The organism is Arthrobacter sp. Rue61a (assembly GCF_000294695.2).
Taxonomy (GTDB): Bacteria; Actinomycetota; Actinomycetes; order Actinomycetales; family Micrococcaceae; genus Arthrobacter; species Arthrobacter aurescens_A.
Genome location: NC_018531.1, coordinates 240,732 through 256,969, shown reverse-complemented (window position 1 = coordinate 256,969; position 16,238 = coordinate 240,732). Strand labels below are relative to the sequence as shown.

13 protein-coding genes are annotated in these 16,238 nt (G+C 62.8%); 9 read left to right on the top strand and 4 right to left on the bottom strand.

Annotated elements, in window-relative coordinates; all coding sequences use genetic code 11:
- The first annotated feature begins 21 nt into the window (after positions 1 to 21).
- The 3 genes from ARUE_RS01230 to ARUE_RS01220 are packed head-to-tail and all read left to right on the top strand — an operon-like array spanning position 22 to position 4,143.
- Entirely contained in the window at positions 22 to 1,671 is a 1,650-nt protein-coding gene (locus tag ARUE_RS01230; protein ID WP_014920434.1) for a phytoene desaturase family protein, read from the top strand.
- A 7-nt stretch (positions 1,672 to 1,678) separates the two neighbouring features.
- Positions 1,679 to 2,470, top strand: a complete 792-nt coding sequence (locus tag ARUE_RS01225) for a cyclase family protein (protein WP_014920433.1) — start codon at positions 1,679 to 1,681, stop codon at positions 2,468 to 2,470.
- Positions 2,467 to 4,143, top strand: coding sequence for a thiamine pyrophosphate-binding protein (locus ARUE_RS01220; protein WP_043469614.1), 1,677 nt, complete (start codon positions 2,467 to 2,469; stop codon positions 4,141 to 4,143). Before ARUE_RS01225 ends, ARUE_RS01220 begins: the two co-directional genes overlap by 4 nt.
- A 45-nt stretch (positions 4,144 to 4,188) precedes the next feature.
- Here the strand turns inward: ARUE_RS01220 and ARUE_RS01215 are convergent, their stop codons facing one another.
- Genes ARUE_RS01215 through ARUE_RS01205 form a run of 3 tightly spaced genes read right to left on the bottom strand, consistent with a single transcriptional unit; the run spans position 4,189 to position 7,660 of the window.
- A complete protein-coding gene (locus ARUE_RS01215) occupies positions 4,189 to 5,214 on the bottom strand; it encodes a LacI family DNA-binding transcriptional regulator (protein WP_051024883.1) in 1,026 nt (341 codons plus the stop codon).
- A complete protein-coding gene (locus ARUE_RS01210; protein ID WP_014920430.1) occupies positions 5,211 to 6,791 on the bottom strand; it encodes a glycoside hydrolase family 43 protein in 1,581 nt (526 codons plus the stop codon). The genes ARUE_RS01215 and ARUE_RS01210 overlap by 4 nt, the downstream gene beginning before the upstream one ends.
- A gap of 5 nt (positions 6,792 to 6,796) precedes the next feature.
- Entirely contained in the window at positions 6,797 to 7,660 is an 864-nt protein-coding gene (locus ARUE_RS01205; RefSeq protein ID WP_014920429.1) for a DUF6807 domain-containing protein, read from the bottom strand.
- A gap of 315 nt (positions 7,661 to 7,975) precedes the next feature.
- On the opposite strand from ARUE_RS01205, the gene ARUE_RS01200 reads away from it, so the two are divergent.
- Genes ARUE_RS01200 through ARUE_RS01180 form a run of 5 tightly spaced genes read left to right on the top strand, consistent with a single transcriptional unit; the run spans position 7,976 to position 14,662 of the window.
- Positions 7,976 to 9,289 (top strand): ABC transporter substrate-binding protein, encoded by a 1,314-nt coding sequence (locus tag ARUE_RS01200; protein WP_014920428.1) that lies wholly within the window; start codon positions 7,976 to 7,978, stop codon positions 9,287 to 9,289.
- 33 nt (positions 9,290 to 9,322) lie between these two features.
- Positions 9,323 to 10,270, top strand: a complete 948-nt coding sequence (locus tag ARUE_RS01195) for a carbohydrate ABC transporter permease (protein WP_011773008.1) — start codon at positions 9,323 to 9,325, stop codon at positions 10,268 to 10,270.
- Positions 10,271 to 10,279: 9 nt separating this feature from the next.
- Positions 10,280 to 11,176, top strand: coding sequence for a carbohydrate ABC transporter permease (locus ARUE_RS01190; RefSeq protein ID WP_011773007.1), 897 nt, complete (start codon positions 10,280 to 10,282; stop codon positions 11,174 to 11,176).
- Positions 11,177 to 11,226: 50 nt separating this feature from the next.
- A complete protein-coding gene (locus tag ARUE_RS01185) occupies positions 11,227 to 13,209 on the top strand; it encodes a pectinesterase family protein (RefSeq protein WP_014920427.1) in 1,983 nt (660 codons plus the stop codon).
- Between the two features lies 1 nt (position 13,210).
- Positions 13,211 to 14,662 (top strand): pectate lyase family protein, encoded by a 1,452-nt coding sequence (locus tag ARUE_RS01180; RefSeq protein WP_014920426.1) that lies wholly within the window; start codon positions 13,211 to 13,213, stop codon positions 14,660 to 14,662.
- A gap of 70 nt (positions 14,663 to 14,732) precedes the next feature.
- Here ARUE_RS01180 and ARUE_RS01175 read toward each other — a convergent pair whose 3' ends face one another.
- Positions 14,733 to 15,164, bottom strand: a complete 432-nt coding sequence (locus tag ARUE_RS01175; protein ID WP_011773004.1) for a universal stress protein — start codon at positions 15,162 to 15,164, stop codon at positions 14,733 to 14,735.
- Between the two features lie 160 nt (positions 15,165 to 15,324).
- On the opposite strand from ARUE_RS01175, the gene ARUE_RS01170 reads away from it, so the two are divergent.
- Entirely contained in the window at positions 15,325 to 16,131 is an 807-nt protein-coding gene (locus ARUE_RS01170) for an SDR family oxidoreductase (protein ID WP_011773003.1), read from the top strand.
- The last annotated feature ends 107 nt before the right edge of the window (positions 16,132 to 16,238 follow it).

The window sequence follows — 16,238 nt, the reverse complement described above, 5'->3', positions numbered from 1 at the left end:
CGCCTTTTGAAAGGAACGGATATGGACCATCCCCTTGACGTCGCGATCATAGGATCAGGCATCAATTCGCTGGTCGCGGCAGCCGAGCTGGCCTTGGCAGGGAAGCGCGTGTGCATCATTGAGCGCTCGGATCGGTTGGGTGGGTTCATCCACTCCGCGGAGCGTACCCTCCCGGGTTTCATCCACGACACCTTCTCCTCCTGGCACCCTTTGTTTGTGTCCGGCGGTGCTTACGGAGCGCTGGGCAAGGAACTCCACGCCAGGGGCTTGGAGTACTGCAACACCTCCAGTCCTGTAACGGCCGGCGTCGCTGCGGATCCTGTCACTGGAGCCCACCGCGTGATCATCGCACACAGGGACCCGGCCGAAACAGCCGCTGCTTTCAAGGAGCCACGCGACGGGGCCGCGTATCTGGCCATGCTCGATGATCTGGGCCGCAACGCCGGAACCGTGTTCGGGGCTTTCGGGGCGGAGCTTCGGTCGTTTGGGGAGGTGGCGAAGATTGCCTTCGGAGCCGTGCGACGCGGGCGTTTCTCCGGGACGGAGGCCTTTGTCCGGGATTCCGTGATGAGCGGACGGAACTATGTCCGCAGCCGTTTTGACGGCTGGGAAGCGGACCAGCTGTGGTCGCCCTGGCTTCTGCACGCAGGGCTCGGCCCGGACCAAGCCACCGGCGGCGTCATGCTCCCAGTCATGGCCATGAGCATGCACGGCTTCGGGCTTCCTGTTGTGAAGGGCGGCGCCTCGCAGTTTGTGGCTGCCTTCGAGTCCTTGCTCAGGGACAACGGCGTCCGGATCATGCTGGGTGCGGAGGCCGACGAGATCCTGGTGGGCCCCGATGCTTCCGGTAAGGGCCGCTCCGCCACCGGCGTCCGCACATCGCAAGGCGTGGTTTCAGCCGGCACGGTGCTCGCCAACGTTTCGCCCCAGGCCCTCTACACCCGGCTCCTCCGGCAACCACCCGCTGGTACGGCCAAGGCCGCCGAACGCTACCAGAACGGCCGCGGTGCCATGCAGATCCACCTTGCTTTGGACAAGCCTGTGGAATGGCTCGATCCCAGGCTCAACACCGTCCCGCTGGTTCACATCAGCAACGGCTCTGACAGCACCGGGATTGCCTGCGCCCAGGCTGAAGCGGGTCTGCTGCCCAACGAACCTACCGTGGTTGTGGGCCAACAGTGCGTCCTCGACCCGTCGCGGGCGCCGGAGGGCAAAGCCACGTTGTGGTTGCAGCTCCAGGAAGTCCCGTTCACGCCCGTAGGTGACGCAGCCGGCCAACTGGACGTTGCCGGCGGCTGGACTGACGAGCTGAAGCACGGCTATCTGGAACGGGTCCTGGCACGGATTGAACAGTTCGCTCCGGGCACGCGCGCAACTGTTCTTGCTTCGGACATTCTGGCGCCGACGGACTTGTCCTCGGCCAACCCCAATGCCGTCAACGGCGATCCCTACGGCGGCTCCGCGGAACTCTTCCAAAACCTGCTCTGGCGGCCCTTCCCCGCAGCGGCAGGACACCAAACCGCCGTCGAAGGTCTCTGGCACATCGGCGCGTCAACCCATCCCGGTCCGGGGCTTTCCGGCGGTTCCGGACATCTGGTTGCGCAGAAATTGACCGCGAAACCCTCACGATTTTCCCGTATTCAATCAGCACTGAAACCAAACAAGCGATAGGAGAACAATGTCTGTTCTGGCCGGGCTCACTGCAGCCCTTTCGAGTGGTTCCGTGGAGATCATCGACCTCACCACGCCGCTCAGTTCCGAGACCCCCATCCTGAACCTGCCGCAGCCGTTCGCGAACACCGTGGGCTTGTCCGTTTCACCGGTGAGTAATTTCGACGACGCCGGTCCGGCCTGGGCGTGGAACGACGTCACCGTGGGAGAGCACGCAGGAACCCATCTGGACGCGCCGGTCCATTGGATTACGGGCAAGGACGGCAAATCCGTGGACCAGATCGAACCACACCGACTGGTGGGCCCGGTTGTGGTCATCGACAAGTCGCTCGAGGCGGCGGAGGACCCGGATTTCCTGCTGGAACCGGAACACTTTGAGCAGTGGCAGCAAGAGCACGGCGCGTTCCCGGAGAACTGCTGGGTGATCTTCCGGACTGGTTGGGCGGCCCGAGGCGCTGACGCTGCCGCTTTCGTCAACGCTGACGACGCCGGACCCCACACTCCCGGGGTCTCCGCGGCAGGTGCCAAGTGGCTCGCCGGAAACGCCTCGATCAGTGGCTTCGGTGTGGAAACCGTGGGCATCGACGCCGGTCAAGCCGGCGGCCTGGACCCCATGTTCCCCGTCCACTCGTTCCTGCTCGGCGCGGACAAGTACGGGGTGACGTCGCTCCGGAACGTGGACCGACTCCCCGTCACCGGTGCGACGTTGGTGGTTGCTCCGTTGCCGATCGTCGGCGGGACGGGCAGCCCGAGCCGCGTGTACGCGCTGGTGGAAAAGGGTGCGGTGGAGAAGGCATGAGCGGGCAAGTGCGGGTCTCCACGTTGGTGGGCAGGACACTGGCGAAGCTCGGCGTCGGGCACGTTTTTGGGGTGGTGGGCAGCGGCAACTTCGATGTCACCGGCACTCTCATGGCCGAGGGCATCCCGTTCACGGCCACCCGGCATGAGGGCGGTGCGGCGACCATGGCCGACGCGTACTCCCGGATGTCCGGGAAAGTCGGGGTGGTCACCACGCATCAAGGCTGCGGGCTGAGCAACGCCATCACCGGCATCGGTGAGGCAGCGAAGAGCCGGACGCCGATGATCGTGCTGACCGCCGACACCCAGGCCGCGGCCATCCGGTCCAACTTCAAGATCGACCAAGACGCCCTGGCCCGCAGCGTAGGAGCCGTGGCCGAACGCATCCATTCCCCCGCAACAGCCGTCGCGGACACTGTCAGGGCCTTCCGGACCGCGGTGAATGAACGCCGCACCGTGGTCCTTAGCTTGCCGCTGGACGTTCAAAGCGGAGCCGCCGCGGACGAGGTGAGTGCCGTCGTCGTGCCTCAACCGTTGAAGGTACGCCCGGACACTGGCGCCGTGGAGCAACTGGCCGCACTGATAGCGAAAGCTGAACGGCCGGTGTTCGTTGCCGGACGCGGCGGGCGCGGTGCCCGGGACGAAATCCTGGCGCTGGCCCGGCATGCTGGCGCGCTGGTGGCAACGTCCGCGGTGGCGAGCGGGCTATTCAACGGCGATTCCCACAACCTGGGTATCTCCGGCGGATTCTCCTCGCCTGCCACCGCCGAGTTCATCAGCGGTGCCGACCTGATCGTGGGGTGGGGTTGCGCGCTGAACATGTGGACCATGCGGCACGGACGGCTGATTTCCGCCGGGACCACAGTGGTGCAGATCGACGTCGAAGACTCTGCCCTGGGCGCTAACCGGCCCATCTCACTGGGAGTGCTGGGAGACTCAGCGCTGACCGCGGCCGATGTGCTGGCCGCGCTGGCCGGCGTCCAGCCCGAACCGGCAGAAAAGTACCGCACTGAGACCAACGCCCTGGCCATCAAACAGGGTTCGCGGTGGCGGGACGTCGAAACCGAAGACCTATCCACCGCCACAGCCATCGACCCACGCGTCCTCACCCGCGAACTCGACACCCTGCTCCCGGCCGAAAGGATCGTGGCCGTCGATTCGGGCAACTTCATGGGCTACCCCAGCCAATACCTTGCCGTGCCGGACGAGTACGGATTCTGCTTCACCCAAGCCTTCCAAGCCATCGGGCTCGGACTGTACACAGCCATCGGCGCCGCACTTGCCCAACCACACCGGCTGCCGGTGCTGGGCGCGGGCGACGGTGGATTCCTCATGGGGATCAGCGAATTGGAGACCGCCGCGAGGCTGAAACTACCCCTGGTGTGCATCGTCTACAACGACGCAGCCTACGGCGCGGAAGTCCACCACTTCGCTTCGGAGCACACAGAAGCAGAGCTTTCCAGCGTTGTGTTCCCCGATACCGACATCGCCGCCATCGCCCGCGGTTTCGGCGCCGAAGGCGTCACCGTCCGGACCGTGTCGGATTTGGACGCCGTACGACCCTGGATCGCGGCCTACGAAGCCGGTACCCAAACCCGTCCGCTGGTCATCGACGCGAAAATAGCCTCCGACGGCGGCTCGTGGTGGCTGGCCGAAGCGTTCCAAGGCCACTAAGTTCCAGGCCACTAAGTTTCTGGCCATCAAGAGGGGAGCACGGCGCTACTTGGGTGGGGCCGTGCTTCCCCGCACCACCAGCTCCGTGGCGACTTCCAGGGCAGCCGACGAACCACTTCCCTGTTCGATTTGCTCCGTGAGCATTCCCACGGCCGTGGACGCCAACTGCGCGAGCGGCTGGCGGACCGTGGTGAGCGGCGGTGACGTGAGGGCTGCCTGGGCGATGTCGTCGAAGCCCACAATGCTGAGGTCGCCGGGGATTTTCAGGGACCGCTGCCCGGCGGCGTTCATCACGCCGAGGGCCTGCAGGTCGCTGCCCGTGAAAATCGCTGTGGGCCGCTCCGGCAGGTCCAGGAGCTCCCCGCCCAGGCGAAGCCCGGACTCGATACTGAAATCGCCGTCGCGCACGAACTCGGGAAGTACCGGCAACCCGGCTTCGTGAAGGGCAGCCGCGTAGGCGGCGTAACGGGCGCGTCCGTGACCCGGGCTGTGGACGCGGCCGGTAATGATGCCAATGCGCTCATGGCCCAGTTCCAGGAGATGGGACACCGCACGCAGTGCTCCCGAGAACGACGCCGGGCTGACGCTGGGTATCTGCAGGCCCTGGGAGCCTTCGGGGTCGATGGCGACGGCGGGAATGTTCAGCGTCCGCGCCAGCTCCACCAACGGTGAGCCCTGCCGCGGAGCCAACAACATCACACCGTCGAGGCGGTTGCCGGAGGGCTCCCGCAGTTTCTGCCAGTTCTCCGCGGTGGCATTCACGGCTCGCGTGTAGGCCACGGTGTAGCCAAGGCGTGTGGCCGCAGCTTCCACGCCTTCCATGGTTTCCAGGACCCACGGAGAATCAAAGTTGTTCACTACCAGTTGAAGCAGCCCAGGTTCGCTGGGCGAGTTTCGCTTGGTGTAGTCGAGCTCCTCCAAGGCCTGCTGGACGCGGGCGCGTGTTGACTCCGAAACATGCGAGCGCCCATTCAGCACCTTGGAAACGGTAGGCACGGAAACGCCCGCAGCTGCGGCCACATCTGCGATCTTGGGGCGCGGAGTGGTCAACGGGGCGGTCCTTGAACTCATGGGGATACGGGAGCGGCAATGCGCTGGGTGGTTGCCCGGCGGACCGGCGCAGTATCCACCCGCACGGGTCCAACCCTAACACTGCCGTGTTCACGCGATCCCAGGGGTGATGCAGCGAAAATCCCCAGTTCAGCGCCGATCCACCGCCCCTCCACGACGTCGAAATCCCAGATGGGAATCTGCCACGGATCCGTGGGGCCAACACGCCAGGCAAACGTGGCCCTTGGGGTCTCATCCGCGCGGATCTGGAGCTCAATGCTAGGGCCGGGAAGTGCCACAGCGCGTCCCATCTGCTGCTCGTACGGACCTTCGCTACCGGTGCCGCTACCCAGGGCGTAGCCGTTTTCGGTGCGCACCAGGCCCAGCCAGGCGTACCGCTGGCCCAAAACCACGACGCCGGCCCGGGTACCCACAGGCACATCGTCCAGTTCCAGGGTGGTGGTGAAGGTGGACGGCTCGCCGGGGAGGATTTGGGCCAGGACGTTGGGAAGTTCCCGGAGGTTGATGGGATCGTTTGCCTGCGGACGCAGAATCAGATGCCCTCCTCCACAGGTGGAAAGCCATTCGTCCCGGGGGTTGGCCTGCCAATGCCACTGCGGGCCCAGGGCAGGGGACGTGAAGTTGTCGCTGGACGGCGGGGCAACGTCCTCAGGTGAAGTACCCACCGGGTAGGGGTGGCTCAAAACCGGGGTTCCCGGTCCGCCGTCGTCCGCTGTTTTGCCCATCCACGGCCAGCCGTCTTCGCCCCAACCCATCGGCTGGAGATGAACAACCCGGCCGTACGCCCCCCGGTCCTGAAAATGCAGGAACCAGTCTTCGCCCCCGGGAGTGGTCACCCAGGCGCCTTGATGCGGGCCGTTCACCGGCGAATCGCCCTGCTCCAGGACGCGCCGTTCCTCGTAAGGCCCAAAAGGCGAGCGCGAGCGGAAGACCGACTGCCATCCGGTGGCAACACCGCCTGCCGGAGCAAAGATCCAGTACCAGCCGTCGCGCTTGTAGAACTTGGGGCCCTCCAAGGTGGTGAACCCAGGAAGCTCCTCGCCGTTGATGACGTGGGTGCCGTGATCCAGAAGCCGGGAGGCGTCCGGGCTCATCCGATGTACGGTGAGCCGGTTCTTGACCCCGATGCGGCTCTTGGCCCAACCGTGGACCAAGTATGCGGTGCCGTCGTCATCCCACAGGGGGCAGGGGTCGATGAGTCCACGTCCGGGATAGAGGAGATGGGGTGCGCTCCACGGTCCTTCAGCCTTCTCTGCGCTGAGCACAAAAATGCCGTGGTCCGGATCCGGATAGAAGATCCAGAACTTGCCATCGTGGTGACGCAGCGCCGGAGCCCACACGCCACTTCCGTGCCTCACCAGCGAATAGTGGTTCGTTTGAGGCAGTTCCGAGAGTGCGTGGCCGGCGTGCTCCCAATCCACCAGGTTCTTGGAGCGAAGCACCGGCAGCCCGGGCACCCGGTTGAAGCTGGAGGCGATGAGGTAATAGGTGCCCTCAACCTGGACTGCATCCGGGTCCGGCCAGTCGCCGTTGAGGATGGGGTTGTTGTAGACGGGGATGCGGTGTCGATTTCCCATATTTGTCATGGTGTCCTGTCCGGAGAGCTGCTGCTGAAGTGCTGGAGAAGGAGTTCTTCCACGTGGTGGCTGCTGGATATGTGGCCGTCGTGGATGATGGCGTGGAGGCTGAGTTGGAGTGGCCTGTTCCGGTCCACCCGGGCAGCCTCGCTCCACGCAACCGCGGGTCCGGCACCGACGTATCCCTCTGTGCGGACAAACCAAGGACGGAGTTCGGCGGGGTTTTGTGCGAGGACGACGCTAACGTCGCGGCCGTGCTGCCGGGTTTTCACCACGAGCCACGGGGAGAGCGAGCCATGGGCCGTTTCCGTTCCGGTGCCCTGCGAACACAGCACGCCCGCCGGGCCGTCCCCCGTGGGGAAGCGCCAGAAGATTCCGCCGTAACCGGCGCCTTCGCGTCCCTTAACCGCCGACGACGACACCCACAGTTGCTCCACGTCACCTGCTGGCTGGATCAAGGAGTCAAACAGAAGGCTCCAGGAGTTGGGGTCCGGGTGGTCCTGGCAGGTGTAGTTCCGCTGTTCCGTGGCTAGTTCCTGCCCCTTCATGTCCATCCACGTGACAGTCCCGCCGGCCTTTCCGGGTTGGTAACTCCAGCCAGAGGGCACTTGACGACCGTGATTGGCCAGAAGGGCAGGGGCGTGCCCCGTGTAGGTGGATCCGCCCCAGAAGTTGCTTCCGTTCACGTCCGAGAACGCGAGCGAGAGGCCCAGGTGGTGCGGATGGTCGTCTGGACCGGCTTCCGTGAGGGGCGCGCCGGCCAAAGTGCGGAGGGGGTGCAGGTAGGGCCTGGGGGCCAGCACCGTTGCCAGGTCAACGCCGTTGTTCACCCGCGCCACGGTTGCGCCGTGGAGCTGGAAACTGCCCATTGGACCTCCTTGCGGTGAGTGCGCTGGTGATGGCAGCGCGGTTGCGTGGGTTCAGCATAAACAGAACAGAAAGAACTCGGCAACTCTTTACGAAAGTTTCTTTTAAAAATTTCTGCATAACAGCGATGATGTGTTGACAGTCACAGTGAATTGTTGCTAGAAATCGTTTACTCAGTATTTCTGCTCCTCGTTTTGGTCTCAATGAGGACCCTCGCATCGCTAAAAAATCCGTACATCCTAAGAAAGTTTCTGCCGGGAATGCTCGGAAACCCTGTATTTACGTCCCTAGATCGGGCACCAGAAAGGCGTCATTCAATGAAGAAGACAGCAAACACTCCCATCTCGCGCAGGCTTGTCCTGGGAGCCGCGATGGTGGCGGCAGGACTGACGATCAGCGCCTGTGGAGGGGGCGCGACGTCCTCCGGCAGCGGCAGCGGCGGCAACGTGGAACTGAACTTCGTCTTCTGGGGCGACGCCAACCGGGCCAAGATGACCGAAGCTGCCCTGCGGATCTTTGAGAAGAAGAACCCGGGCATCACCGTCAAAACCGAGTACCAGGACAGCGCACCCTACGCCGATAAGCTCGCTACCCGCTTTGCCGGCGGCAACCCGCCGGACGTCCTGGCCATGGCCAACCGCAGCCTCCTGGAGTACGCACAGCGTGGCACCCTCGCGGACCTCAAATCATTCCCGGAGCTGAACTTGGACAAGGTTCCGGAAACCACCCTCAGCCGTGGCGAGGTTGACGGCAAGCTCTACGGCCTCGCTACCGGCGTGACCACCATCGGCATGGTGGTCAACAAGACCATCACGGACCAGGCCGGCGTCACCATCCCGGATGACAAGACCTGGAGCTGGGAGGACTACGCCAAGTTCGCCACCGAAGTCACGCAGAAAACCGGCGGGAAAGTCTACGGAGCTGGCTACGACGTCGCCACGGAAACAGGACCCATCATGCTCGCGCGCCAACGCGGTGAGGATTTCTACACCAAGGACAACAAGCTCGGCGTCAGCGAAAAGACCATCGAGGACTGGTTCCAGTACAGCGTGGACCTCCGCAAAGCCGGCGGCTATCCGCCCGCAGGATTCTTCGAGCAAATTGGCGGCTCGCCGGCGCAGTCCTACCTCGCGAAGGGCACGGTCGCTTCGCAGATCATCCCCATCAACAACTTCCGTGGTTACAACGAGGCCGTAGAGGGTGAGGTTGTCCTGCTGCGCATTCCAGGCGAAACCAGCGGCGAGCGCCGTGGCTACTCCGCCGACCCCACCATGCTGTGGTCAATCGCGGCCAAGTCCAAGCATCCCAAGGAAGCAGCCAAACTGGTGGACTTCCTGACGAACGACGCTGAAGGTGCCGCCGAGGTCCTCACCCAGCGCGGTGTCCCCATCAACCCGGAGGTGGCCGATTCCATCACCCCCAAGCTGAGCGCGGATGACAAGACGTTCGTGGACCTGATGGCCGCCATCCAGGAAGAGGACTTGCCGCCCGCCTACGTATATCCGAAAGGCGCCAGTGTTGTAGCCGATACCCTCAAGCAGCTCACCACTGAAGTGGAGTTCGGCCGGATCAGCCCCGCGGATGCGGCTAAGACCTTCATGGAGAAGAGCAATGCAGCAATCAACAAGTAAGCCTGCAGCTACTTCCGAGGGGGTCTTGCCGCTATGACAGTTCTGACCAAGCAGCCGCCGGGAGCTCCGGCGCCAGCCGCGGCAGGCGGCACACCGCGTCTCCGCCCGTCCCGGCGCAGGAAGCAGCGCTCTGGATATCTTTTCCTTCTCCCGTGGTTCCTGGGGATGTTGTTCACCGTCATTCCGTTCTTTGCCTCGCTGTACCTGGCTTTTACGGACTACAACCTCTTCACTGAGCCCAACTTTGTGGGGCTGGCCAACTTCCAGGCCATGTTCGAGGACCCACGGCTCATTCAGTCGCTGAAGGTCACCTTCATTTACACCTTCGTGTCGGTGCCTATCTCCCTGGCTGTTGCCCTGCTGGTTGCGCTGGTGCTAAACCGGGGACTTCAGGGCCTGTCGATCTACCGCTCTGTTTACTACCTGCCCTCCCTTCTGGGTGGCAGCGTGGCAATCGTGATGCTGTGGCGTTACATCTTCGGCAACGACGGAATCGTCAACGGGTTCCTGGGCATCTTTGGAATCCAGGGCCCAGCGTGGGTCACTGACCCCCAGTTCTCCCTCAGCACCCTCATTGTGCTGAACGTCTGGACGTTCGGCTCCCCCATGGTGATCTTCCTTGCCGGACTACGGCAGGTCCCCGGGATGTACTACGAAGCTGCCTCGATTGACGGGGCATCCAAGTGGCGGCAGTTCCGCAGCATCACGCTGCCCCTCATCAGCCCCATTATTTTCTTCAACCTCATCATGCAGCTCATCGGCTCGTTTCAGACGTTCACCCAGGGCTATGTGATGAGCGGAGGTACCGGGGGCCCGGCGGATTCCACGCTGTTTTACAACCTGTACCTGTACCAGAAGGGCTTCACCGAGTTCGAGATGGGGTATGCCTCGGCCATGGCCTGGCTGCTGTTGATGATCATCGCGATTTTCACGGCCATCAATTTCATCGCATCCAAGTTCTGGGTCTTCTACGACAATTAAGGCAACCCCATGGCACTCCTTGATTTACCTCTCAAGCGCAAGCTGGCCAAGCAGGATCAACCCGAAGACGCCCTGACGGGAACCCCGGTTTCCCGCTTCTCACGGCATCTGATTCTCTGCCTGGTGGGGCTGGTGATGCTCTACCCGTTGATGTGGCTGATCTCCAGCTCGATGAAGCCCAGCAACGATATTTTTAGGCAGCTGGGTCTCTGGCCCGAAAACTGGGACTTCTCCAACTACGCCCAGGGCTGGACCGCGCTGGACCAGCCGTTCCACGTTTACCTGATCAACTCCATGATCGTTGTGATTTTCTCCATCATCGGCAACATCTTCTCCTGCGCCCTGGCCGCGTACGCCTTCGCGCGGATGGAATTCACCGGGCGGAAGCTGTTCTTCGCCCTCATGCTGGGAACACTCATGCTGCCGGGTCACGTTCTCTTGGTTCCGCAGTACATCATCTTCTCCCAGCTCGGCTGGCTGGACACCTACCTGCCGCTGATCGTCCCCAACTTCATGGCCACCAATGCCTTCTTTATCTTCCTGATGGTGCAATTCATGAAGTCGCTGCCCAAGGAGTTGGACGACGCCGCCCAGATTGACGGCTGCGGCCCGTTCCGGACTTTCATCCGGGTCATTCTGCCCCTCTGCGTGCCGGCCATGGCCACCACGGCTATTTTCACGTTCATCTCCACATGGAACGAGTTCTTTGGTCCGCTGCTCTACATCCAGAACCAGGACCTCTACACCGTTCCCTTGGCCCTTCGCGCCTTCATGGACTCGGAAGGACAAAGCATGTGGGGCCCCATGTTCGCCATGTCAGTGGTGTCCATCGCCCCCATCATCGGCTTCTTCATTGCTGGGCAGAAGTACCTGATCAACGGAATTGCCACCACCGGACTCAAATAGCCACCTCCACTCCCTGCAACACCAATCCAGACAAGACAAAGGAGTTTTGCATGCGCCTGCGACGCCTACTCGGCGCGGCCACCGCCGTCGTCATTCTTGGAAGCCTTACCGCTGTGCCTGCCAGGGCGGAGCCCATCCACAGCGGCACAGAATCACCGGCGGCACCGGCGGCCCTGTGGAAGCAACGTCCCGACGGTTTCGCGTCCCTTCCCGGCAACGGCCTGGACGGCACCACCGGAGGCCAGGCGGGGAGGCACGTGAGCGTGTCCTCGCTGGAGGAACTCAAAACCCATGCCGCGGCCGAGGAGCCGCTGGTGATCTTCCTCAAGGGCAGCATCACGGCCCAGGACTACGTCAAGGTTCCGGTCGCCTCGAACAAGAGCTTCATCGGTACGGGCGCGGGCGTGGAGCTGATCAATGCCGGCTTCAAACTCATCAACGTGTCCAACGTGATCTTCCGGAACTTCACAGTCCGTGACTCCTACATTCCCGGCGACTGGGACGGCAAGCGCCCGGACAACGACCGTGACGGGATCCAACTGGATACCTCGCACCATGTCTGGGTGGACCACATGAAGTTCGAGCGCATGGGCGACGGCATGATCGATACCCGCAAGGACTCGGACTACCTGACCTACTCGTGGAACGTGTTCGCGGACAACAACAAAGCCTTGGGCGTTGGCTGGACCGGCAACGCAGTCACCAAAATGACCATCCATCACAACTGGATCCGCAACACTGTCCAGCGGAACTTCAGCCTGGACAACACAGCGGCTGCGCACGTCTACAACAACTACCTGCAGGACATCGGACGGTACGGAATGATGGGCCGCAACGCCGCCAAGGTGGTCCTGGAGGGCAACTACTTCACCGCGGTTGCCGATCCCGTGGTGGCAAAGGACCCTGCCACGGAAATCGTCAACCGTGACAACATTTTCGAGTCCACCCGCGGCCGCAAGGACAACGTCGGCAGCGCCTTCGACCCCACACAGTTCTATTCATACGCCAAGGACGACTCTGCGAGGGTTCCCGAACTGGTCACCGGCAGTGCCGGACCTCGCGAAAACAAAGCACCAAGCACGACGGCGGAGGTCACGGTCGCGCTGGACGGCACCGGCGATTTCGGCAGCGTACAGGCGGCCATCGGCTCGATTCCTGTGGGCAACACACAACCCCGGACCATCACCATCAAGCCCGGCTTCTACCGGGAAGCGGTGAATGTCTGGGCCGACCGGCCCAACGTGACGTTGCAGGGAGCAACAGCCAACCCGGCCGACGTCGTCATTTCCTACGACACCCCTGCAAACGGCGCGAAGTTCTTCGGCGGAACCTGGGGCGCTGCGGGCAGTGCCACGCTCAACGTCCTGGCGGAAAACACCACGGTCCGGAACCTCACAGTGGAAAACGCTTATGACGAGGCCGTTCACGGAGGTAGCCAGGCCCTCGCGGTGCGGACGGTGGCAGACAAAATCACCTTCGACAACACCAGGTTCCTCGGCAACCAGGACACCTACCTCGCAGACACCACCGGCCGTGACGCTACCGCCCGCACCTATCTGAAAAACTGCTACATCGAAGGTGACGTGGACTTCCTCTACGGCCGCGGCACAGCGGTGTTTGACGGCTGCACCATCCATTCGCTGGACCGCGGCAGCGACACGAACAATGGCTACATCGTGGCACCCAGCACCAAGGACTCCAACCCTTACGGCTTCCTGATCGTGGACAGCACCCTGACCTCTGACGCTGCACCCGGGACCGTCAGTTTGGGACGCCCTTGGTTTGCCAGCAGCGACCCCAACGCGCACCCCATGGCCGTCATCCGGGACTCGAACCTGGGCAGTCACATCGCTGAGCAGGGCTGGTCAGACATGAGTGGTCATGCTTGGACTGAAGGGCGCTTCGCTGAGTTCAACAACACCGGGCCCGGCGCATACATCAACGAGTTCCACCCCCAACTCACTCCGGAAGAGGCCCTGAAATTCACTAAGGACACGTTCCTCGGTGACTGGACTCCGGCAGCAGGTGCTTAAGATGGCGGACGCACAGGGCCTGAATATCCGGCGCCGGACCCTTCTTTCCGCTGGACTCGCAGCAGGCACCTTGGTGTCCACGGGCTTGTTCGGCCCGGCAGCCTCCGCAGCGGCGCCGACCGGCGTCAAATCCAACGGATTCAGTGAAGCCGGGCTGCCCATAGACGGCGGACACGGCGGTGCTTGGTCGGTGGCACCCACAGGCTTCGCCGGCGTTTCAGCGCACGGCCGCGCAGGCACCACAGGTGGGGCCGGCGGCAGACTGGTCCATGCGAACACCCCGGAGGATCTGCGCCAATTCGCCAAAAGCGCCGAACCGCTGGTGGTGATCCTCCACGGCGAATTGCTGTTCACGCAGTACGAAAAACTGACCGTGACCTCAAACAAATCCTTCCTTGGTGCAGGCGAAGGAGCCGCGGTGGTCAATGCCGGCTTCAAGCTCGTCAATGTCTCCAACGTCGTGTTTCGCAACTTCACTGTCCGGGACTCTTACATTCCCGGCGACTTTGCGGGGAAACGGCCCGACAACGACAGGGATGGCATCCAGGTGGACACCAGCACGCACATTTGGGTGGACCACATGCATTTCACCCGGTTGGGCGACGGACTGGTGGACATCAGAAAGGACTGCGACAACGTCACTTTGTCGTGGAACGTCTTTTCGGACCACAACAAAGCCCTTGGCGAGGGCTGGACCCAGAACGTGGTCACCCGGCTGACACTGCATCACAACTGGATTCGGAACACGCACCAGCGCAACGCAAGCCTGGACAACACCGCGGCATCCCACGTCTACAACAACTATCTGGAGAACATCTCCAGCTATGGGATGCTGGGGCGGAATGCCGCGCTGCTGCTCGTGGAAGGAAACTACTTCCGCGACGTCCGGAACCCCCTTCACCACCAAGGGCCGGGCGGTGCGCTGGCAGCCCGAAATAACGTCTTTGACGAGTGCACCGGCAATGTTGGGCAGGAACGGGGTGGGGCCTTCAATCCGCCGTACTCCTACAGCCTGACCCCCACCAAGGCGCTCCCCTCACTGGTGCGTGCTTTCGGCGGGCCTTTGGGCGGGACCGAGCCTGCGCTCCGGAAGGTCATCACGGTGGCACTCGACGGAACCGGTGATTTCGCCAGCATCCGCGCGGCCATTGGCGCTGTGCCTGCGAATAATCCCGCTGCTGTCACCGTGCTGGTGCACCCCGGCATTTATCACGAGCCAGCGGTTATATGGGGTGATCGTCGGAACATCACCTTGGCCGGGGCAACAGAAAATGCAGAGGACGTGATCCTGTCCAACAGCGAAGGCGTCACGCTACTGGTGGCGGCGGACGGTTCGGCGCTGCGGGACCTCACCATCACTTCCGATATCCCGCAGTCCGGCCATGTCCTGCTCATCACCGGGAGGGGCGTGACCCGCTCCAACGTGACTGTTCTCAACGGCACAACCGGGTAAGCCAGCTCGGGGACAGCACCTGCTCCAATGAGCAGTCATTTCAACAGGCACTGTCCCCTGCTTGGCTTGGTTACGCCTCCACGTCCGTGTTGACGATGTACACATCGCAGGGTGCACCGTGCGCCACGCTGTTGGCGATGCTGCCCAGGACACGGCCCAGGCCCTTCATGCGCTTGTTTCCCACAACGATCAGCGAGGCGTTGTTGGTCTCGGCGTAGTTGATCAGGGCGTTGGCGGGAGTGCCACGGGCAGCGAAGTACTTGATGTTGCCGGCGGGAACGTCCAGCTCTTCGGAAACCTTGCGGGCAACGTACTCCGCAGAGTCTGCCGACGAGACGGTGATGCGGTCGCTGCCGCTGCCAAATTCTTCAATGCGGTCATCTGAGAAGCCGCTGATGACGTGCAGTTCAGCACCGAGCGCGGTGGCGAGCTTCGCTGCTGCCACTGCTGCGCGCTTGGCCGTCTCGCTGTTGTCAACGCCGACGACAATAACTTCTGACATGAGTACTCCTGGTTGTGGGGATTCGCTGGGTGGTGCTGCAAGAAATCTACACTCCATCATGATCCCCCGGGATGACCGTTCATGCCGGGAGTGTTTACAGCCGGGGTCTCGGGGGTAGGGATTAATCATCGGAACGACTACTCGACCGAAAGGCAGGACCATGAGCGACGCACCATTTTCCCCGGAGACCGCCATTGTCACGGGATCAGATTCAGGCATCGGGCGCGCCACTGCGGTGGCCTTGGCCAAGGCAGGCATGAACGTGGGAATCACCTGGCATTCCGATCAGCAGGGAGCTGAGGAAACCGCGGAGGAAGTCCGCGGCCTGGGCCGGAAGGCCGTGGTCCACCCATTGGACACCACTGATGCCCGTGGGACGGCTGCGGCCATTGACAAGCTCGCTGAGGAACTTGGCGGCGTGGACGTCTTCGTCAACAACTCCGGAACCGGCGATGGCACCAAGTTCCTTGAGCTGGACTACGACACGTGGATGTCCACTTTGGACACCAACCTCAACGGCGCTTTCGTGGCGATGCAGACAGCCGCCAAGCGCATGGTGAAGGCCGGCCGGGGTGGGCGCATCATCGCCGTCACCAGTGTCCATGAGTTCCAGCCGAGGGTAGGAGCCTCGGCATACGACGCTTCCAAGCATGGCTTGGGCGGCCTCATCAAGACCATGGCCCTGGAACTCGCTGAGCACGGCATCACCGCCAACAACGTGGCGCCGGGTGAGATCGCGACTCCCATGACGGGCCAGGAAGACGAGGATCCCAAGCAGAAGGAACGGCCCGGAGTGCCGCTGGGACGTCCCGGAGATGCCCGGGAAATCGCCGCCGTCATAGCCTTCCTGGCATCACCGGAATCCAGCTACGTCAACGGCGCGTCATGGCCTGTGGACGGCGGAATGCTGCAAATGGGGCCGCAGGCAGGTTCGCACATCACCAGCAACGACTGGCGCGAAAGCTAAGGCTGCAACACCTCTGGCCGCACGGAGATCCGTGGGCTAGTCTGCATGAACGGCCTGCCTGGCGGGCCCGAAATTTCCAAAGATTCGTAAGACGTTGATGAGGAGCA

Excerpts from the sequence above, each read along its gene's own strand:
- ARUE_RS01225 (WP_014920433.1), top strand. The coding sequence starts at position 1,679 with ATGTCTGTTCTGGCCGGGCTCACTGCAGCCCTTTCGAGTGGTTCCGTG.
- ARUE_RS01180 (WP_014920426.1), top strand. The coding sequence starts at position 13,211 with ATGGCGGACGCACAGGGCCTGAATATCCGGCGCCGGACCCTTCTTTCC.
- ARUE_RS01185 (WP_014920427.1), top strand. The coding sequence starts at position 11,227 with ATGCGCCTGCGACGCCTACTCGGCGCGGCCACCGCCGTCGTCATTCTT.
- ARUE_RS01215 (WP_051024883.1), bottom strand. The coding sequence starts at position 5,214 with ATGAGTTCAAGGACCGCCCCGTTGACCACTCCGCGCCCCAAGATCGCA.
- ARUE_RS01220 (WP_043469614.1), top strand. The coding sequence starts at position 2,467 with ATGAGCGGGCAAGTGCGGGTCTCCACGTTGGTGGGCAGGACACTGGCG.
- ARUE_RS01230 (WP_014920434.1), top strand. The coding sequence starts at position 22 with ATGGACCATCCCCTTGACGTCGCGATCATAGGATCAGGCATCAATTCG.
- ARUE_RS01170 (WP_011773003.1), top strand. The coding sequence starts at position 15,325 with ATGAGCGACGCACCATTTTCCCCGGAGACCGCCATTGTCACGGGATCA.
- ARUE_RS01210 (WP_014920430.1), bottom strand. The coding sequence starts at position 6,791 with ATGGGAAATCGACACCGCATCCCCGTCTACAACAACCCCATCCTCAAC.
- ARUE_RS01195 (WP_011773008.1), top strand. The coding sequence starts at position 9,323 with ATGACAGTTCTGACCAAGCAGCCGCCGGGAGCTCCGGCGCCAGCCGCG.
- ARUE_RS01175 (WP_011773004.1), bottom strand. The coding sequence starts at position 15,164 with ATGTCAGAAGTTATTGTCGTCGGCGTTGACAACAGCGAGACGGCCAAG.
- ARUE_RS01190 (WP_011773007.1), top strand. The coding sequence starts at position 10,280 with ATGGCACTCCTTGATTTACCTCTCAAGCGCAAGCTGGCCAAGCAGGAT.
- ARUE_RS01200 (WP_014920428.1), top strand. The coding sequence starts at position 7,976 with ATGAAGAAGACAGCAAACACTCCCATCTCGCGCAGGCTTGTCCTGGGA.
- ARUE_RS01205 (WP_014920429.1), bottom strand. The coding sequence starts at position 7,660 with ATGGGCAGTTTCCAGCTCCACGGCGCAACCGTGGCGCGGGTGAACAAC.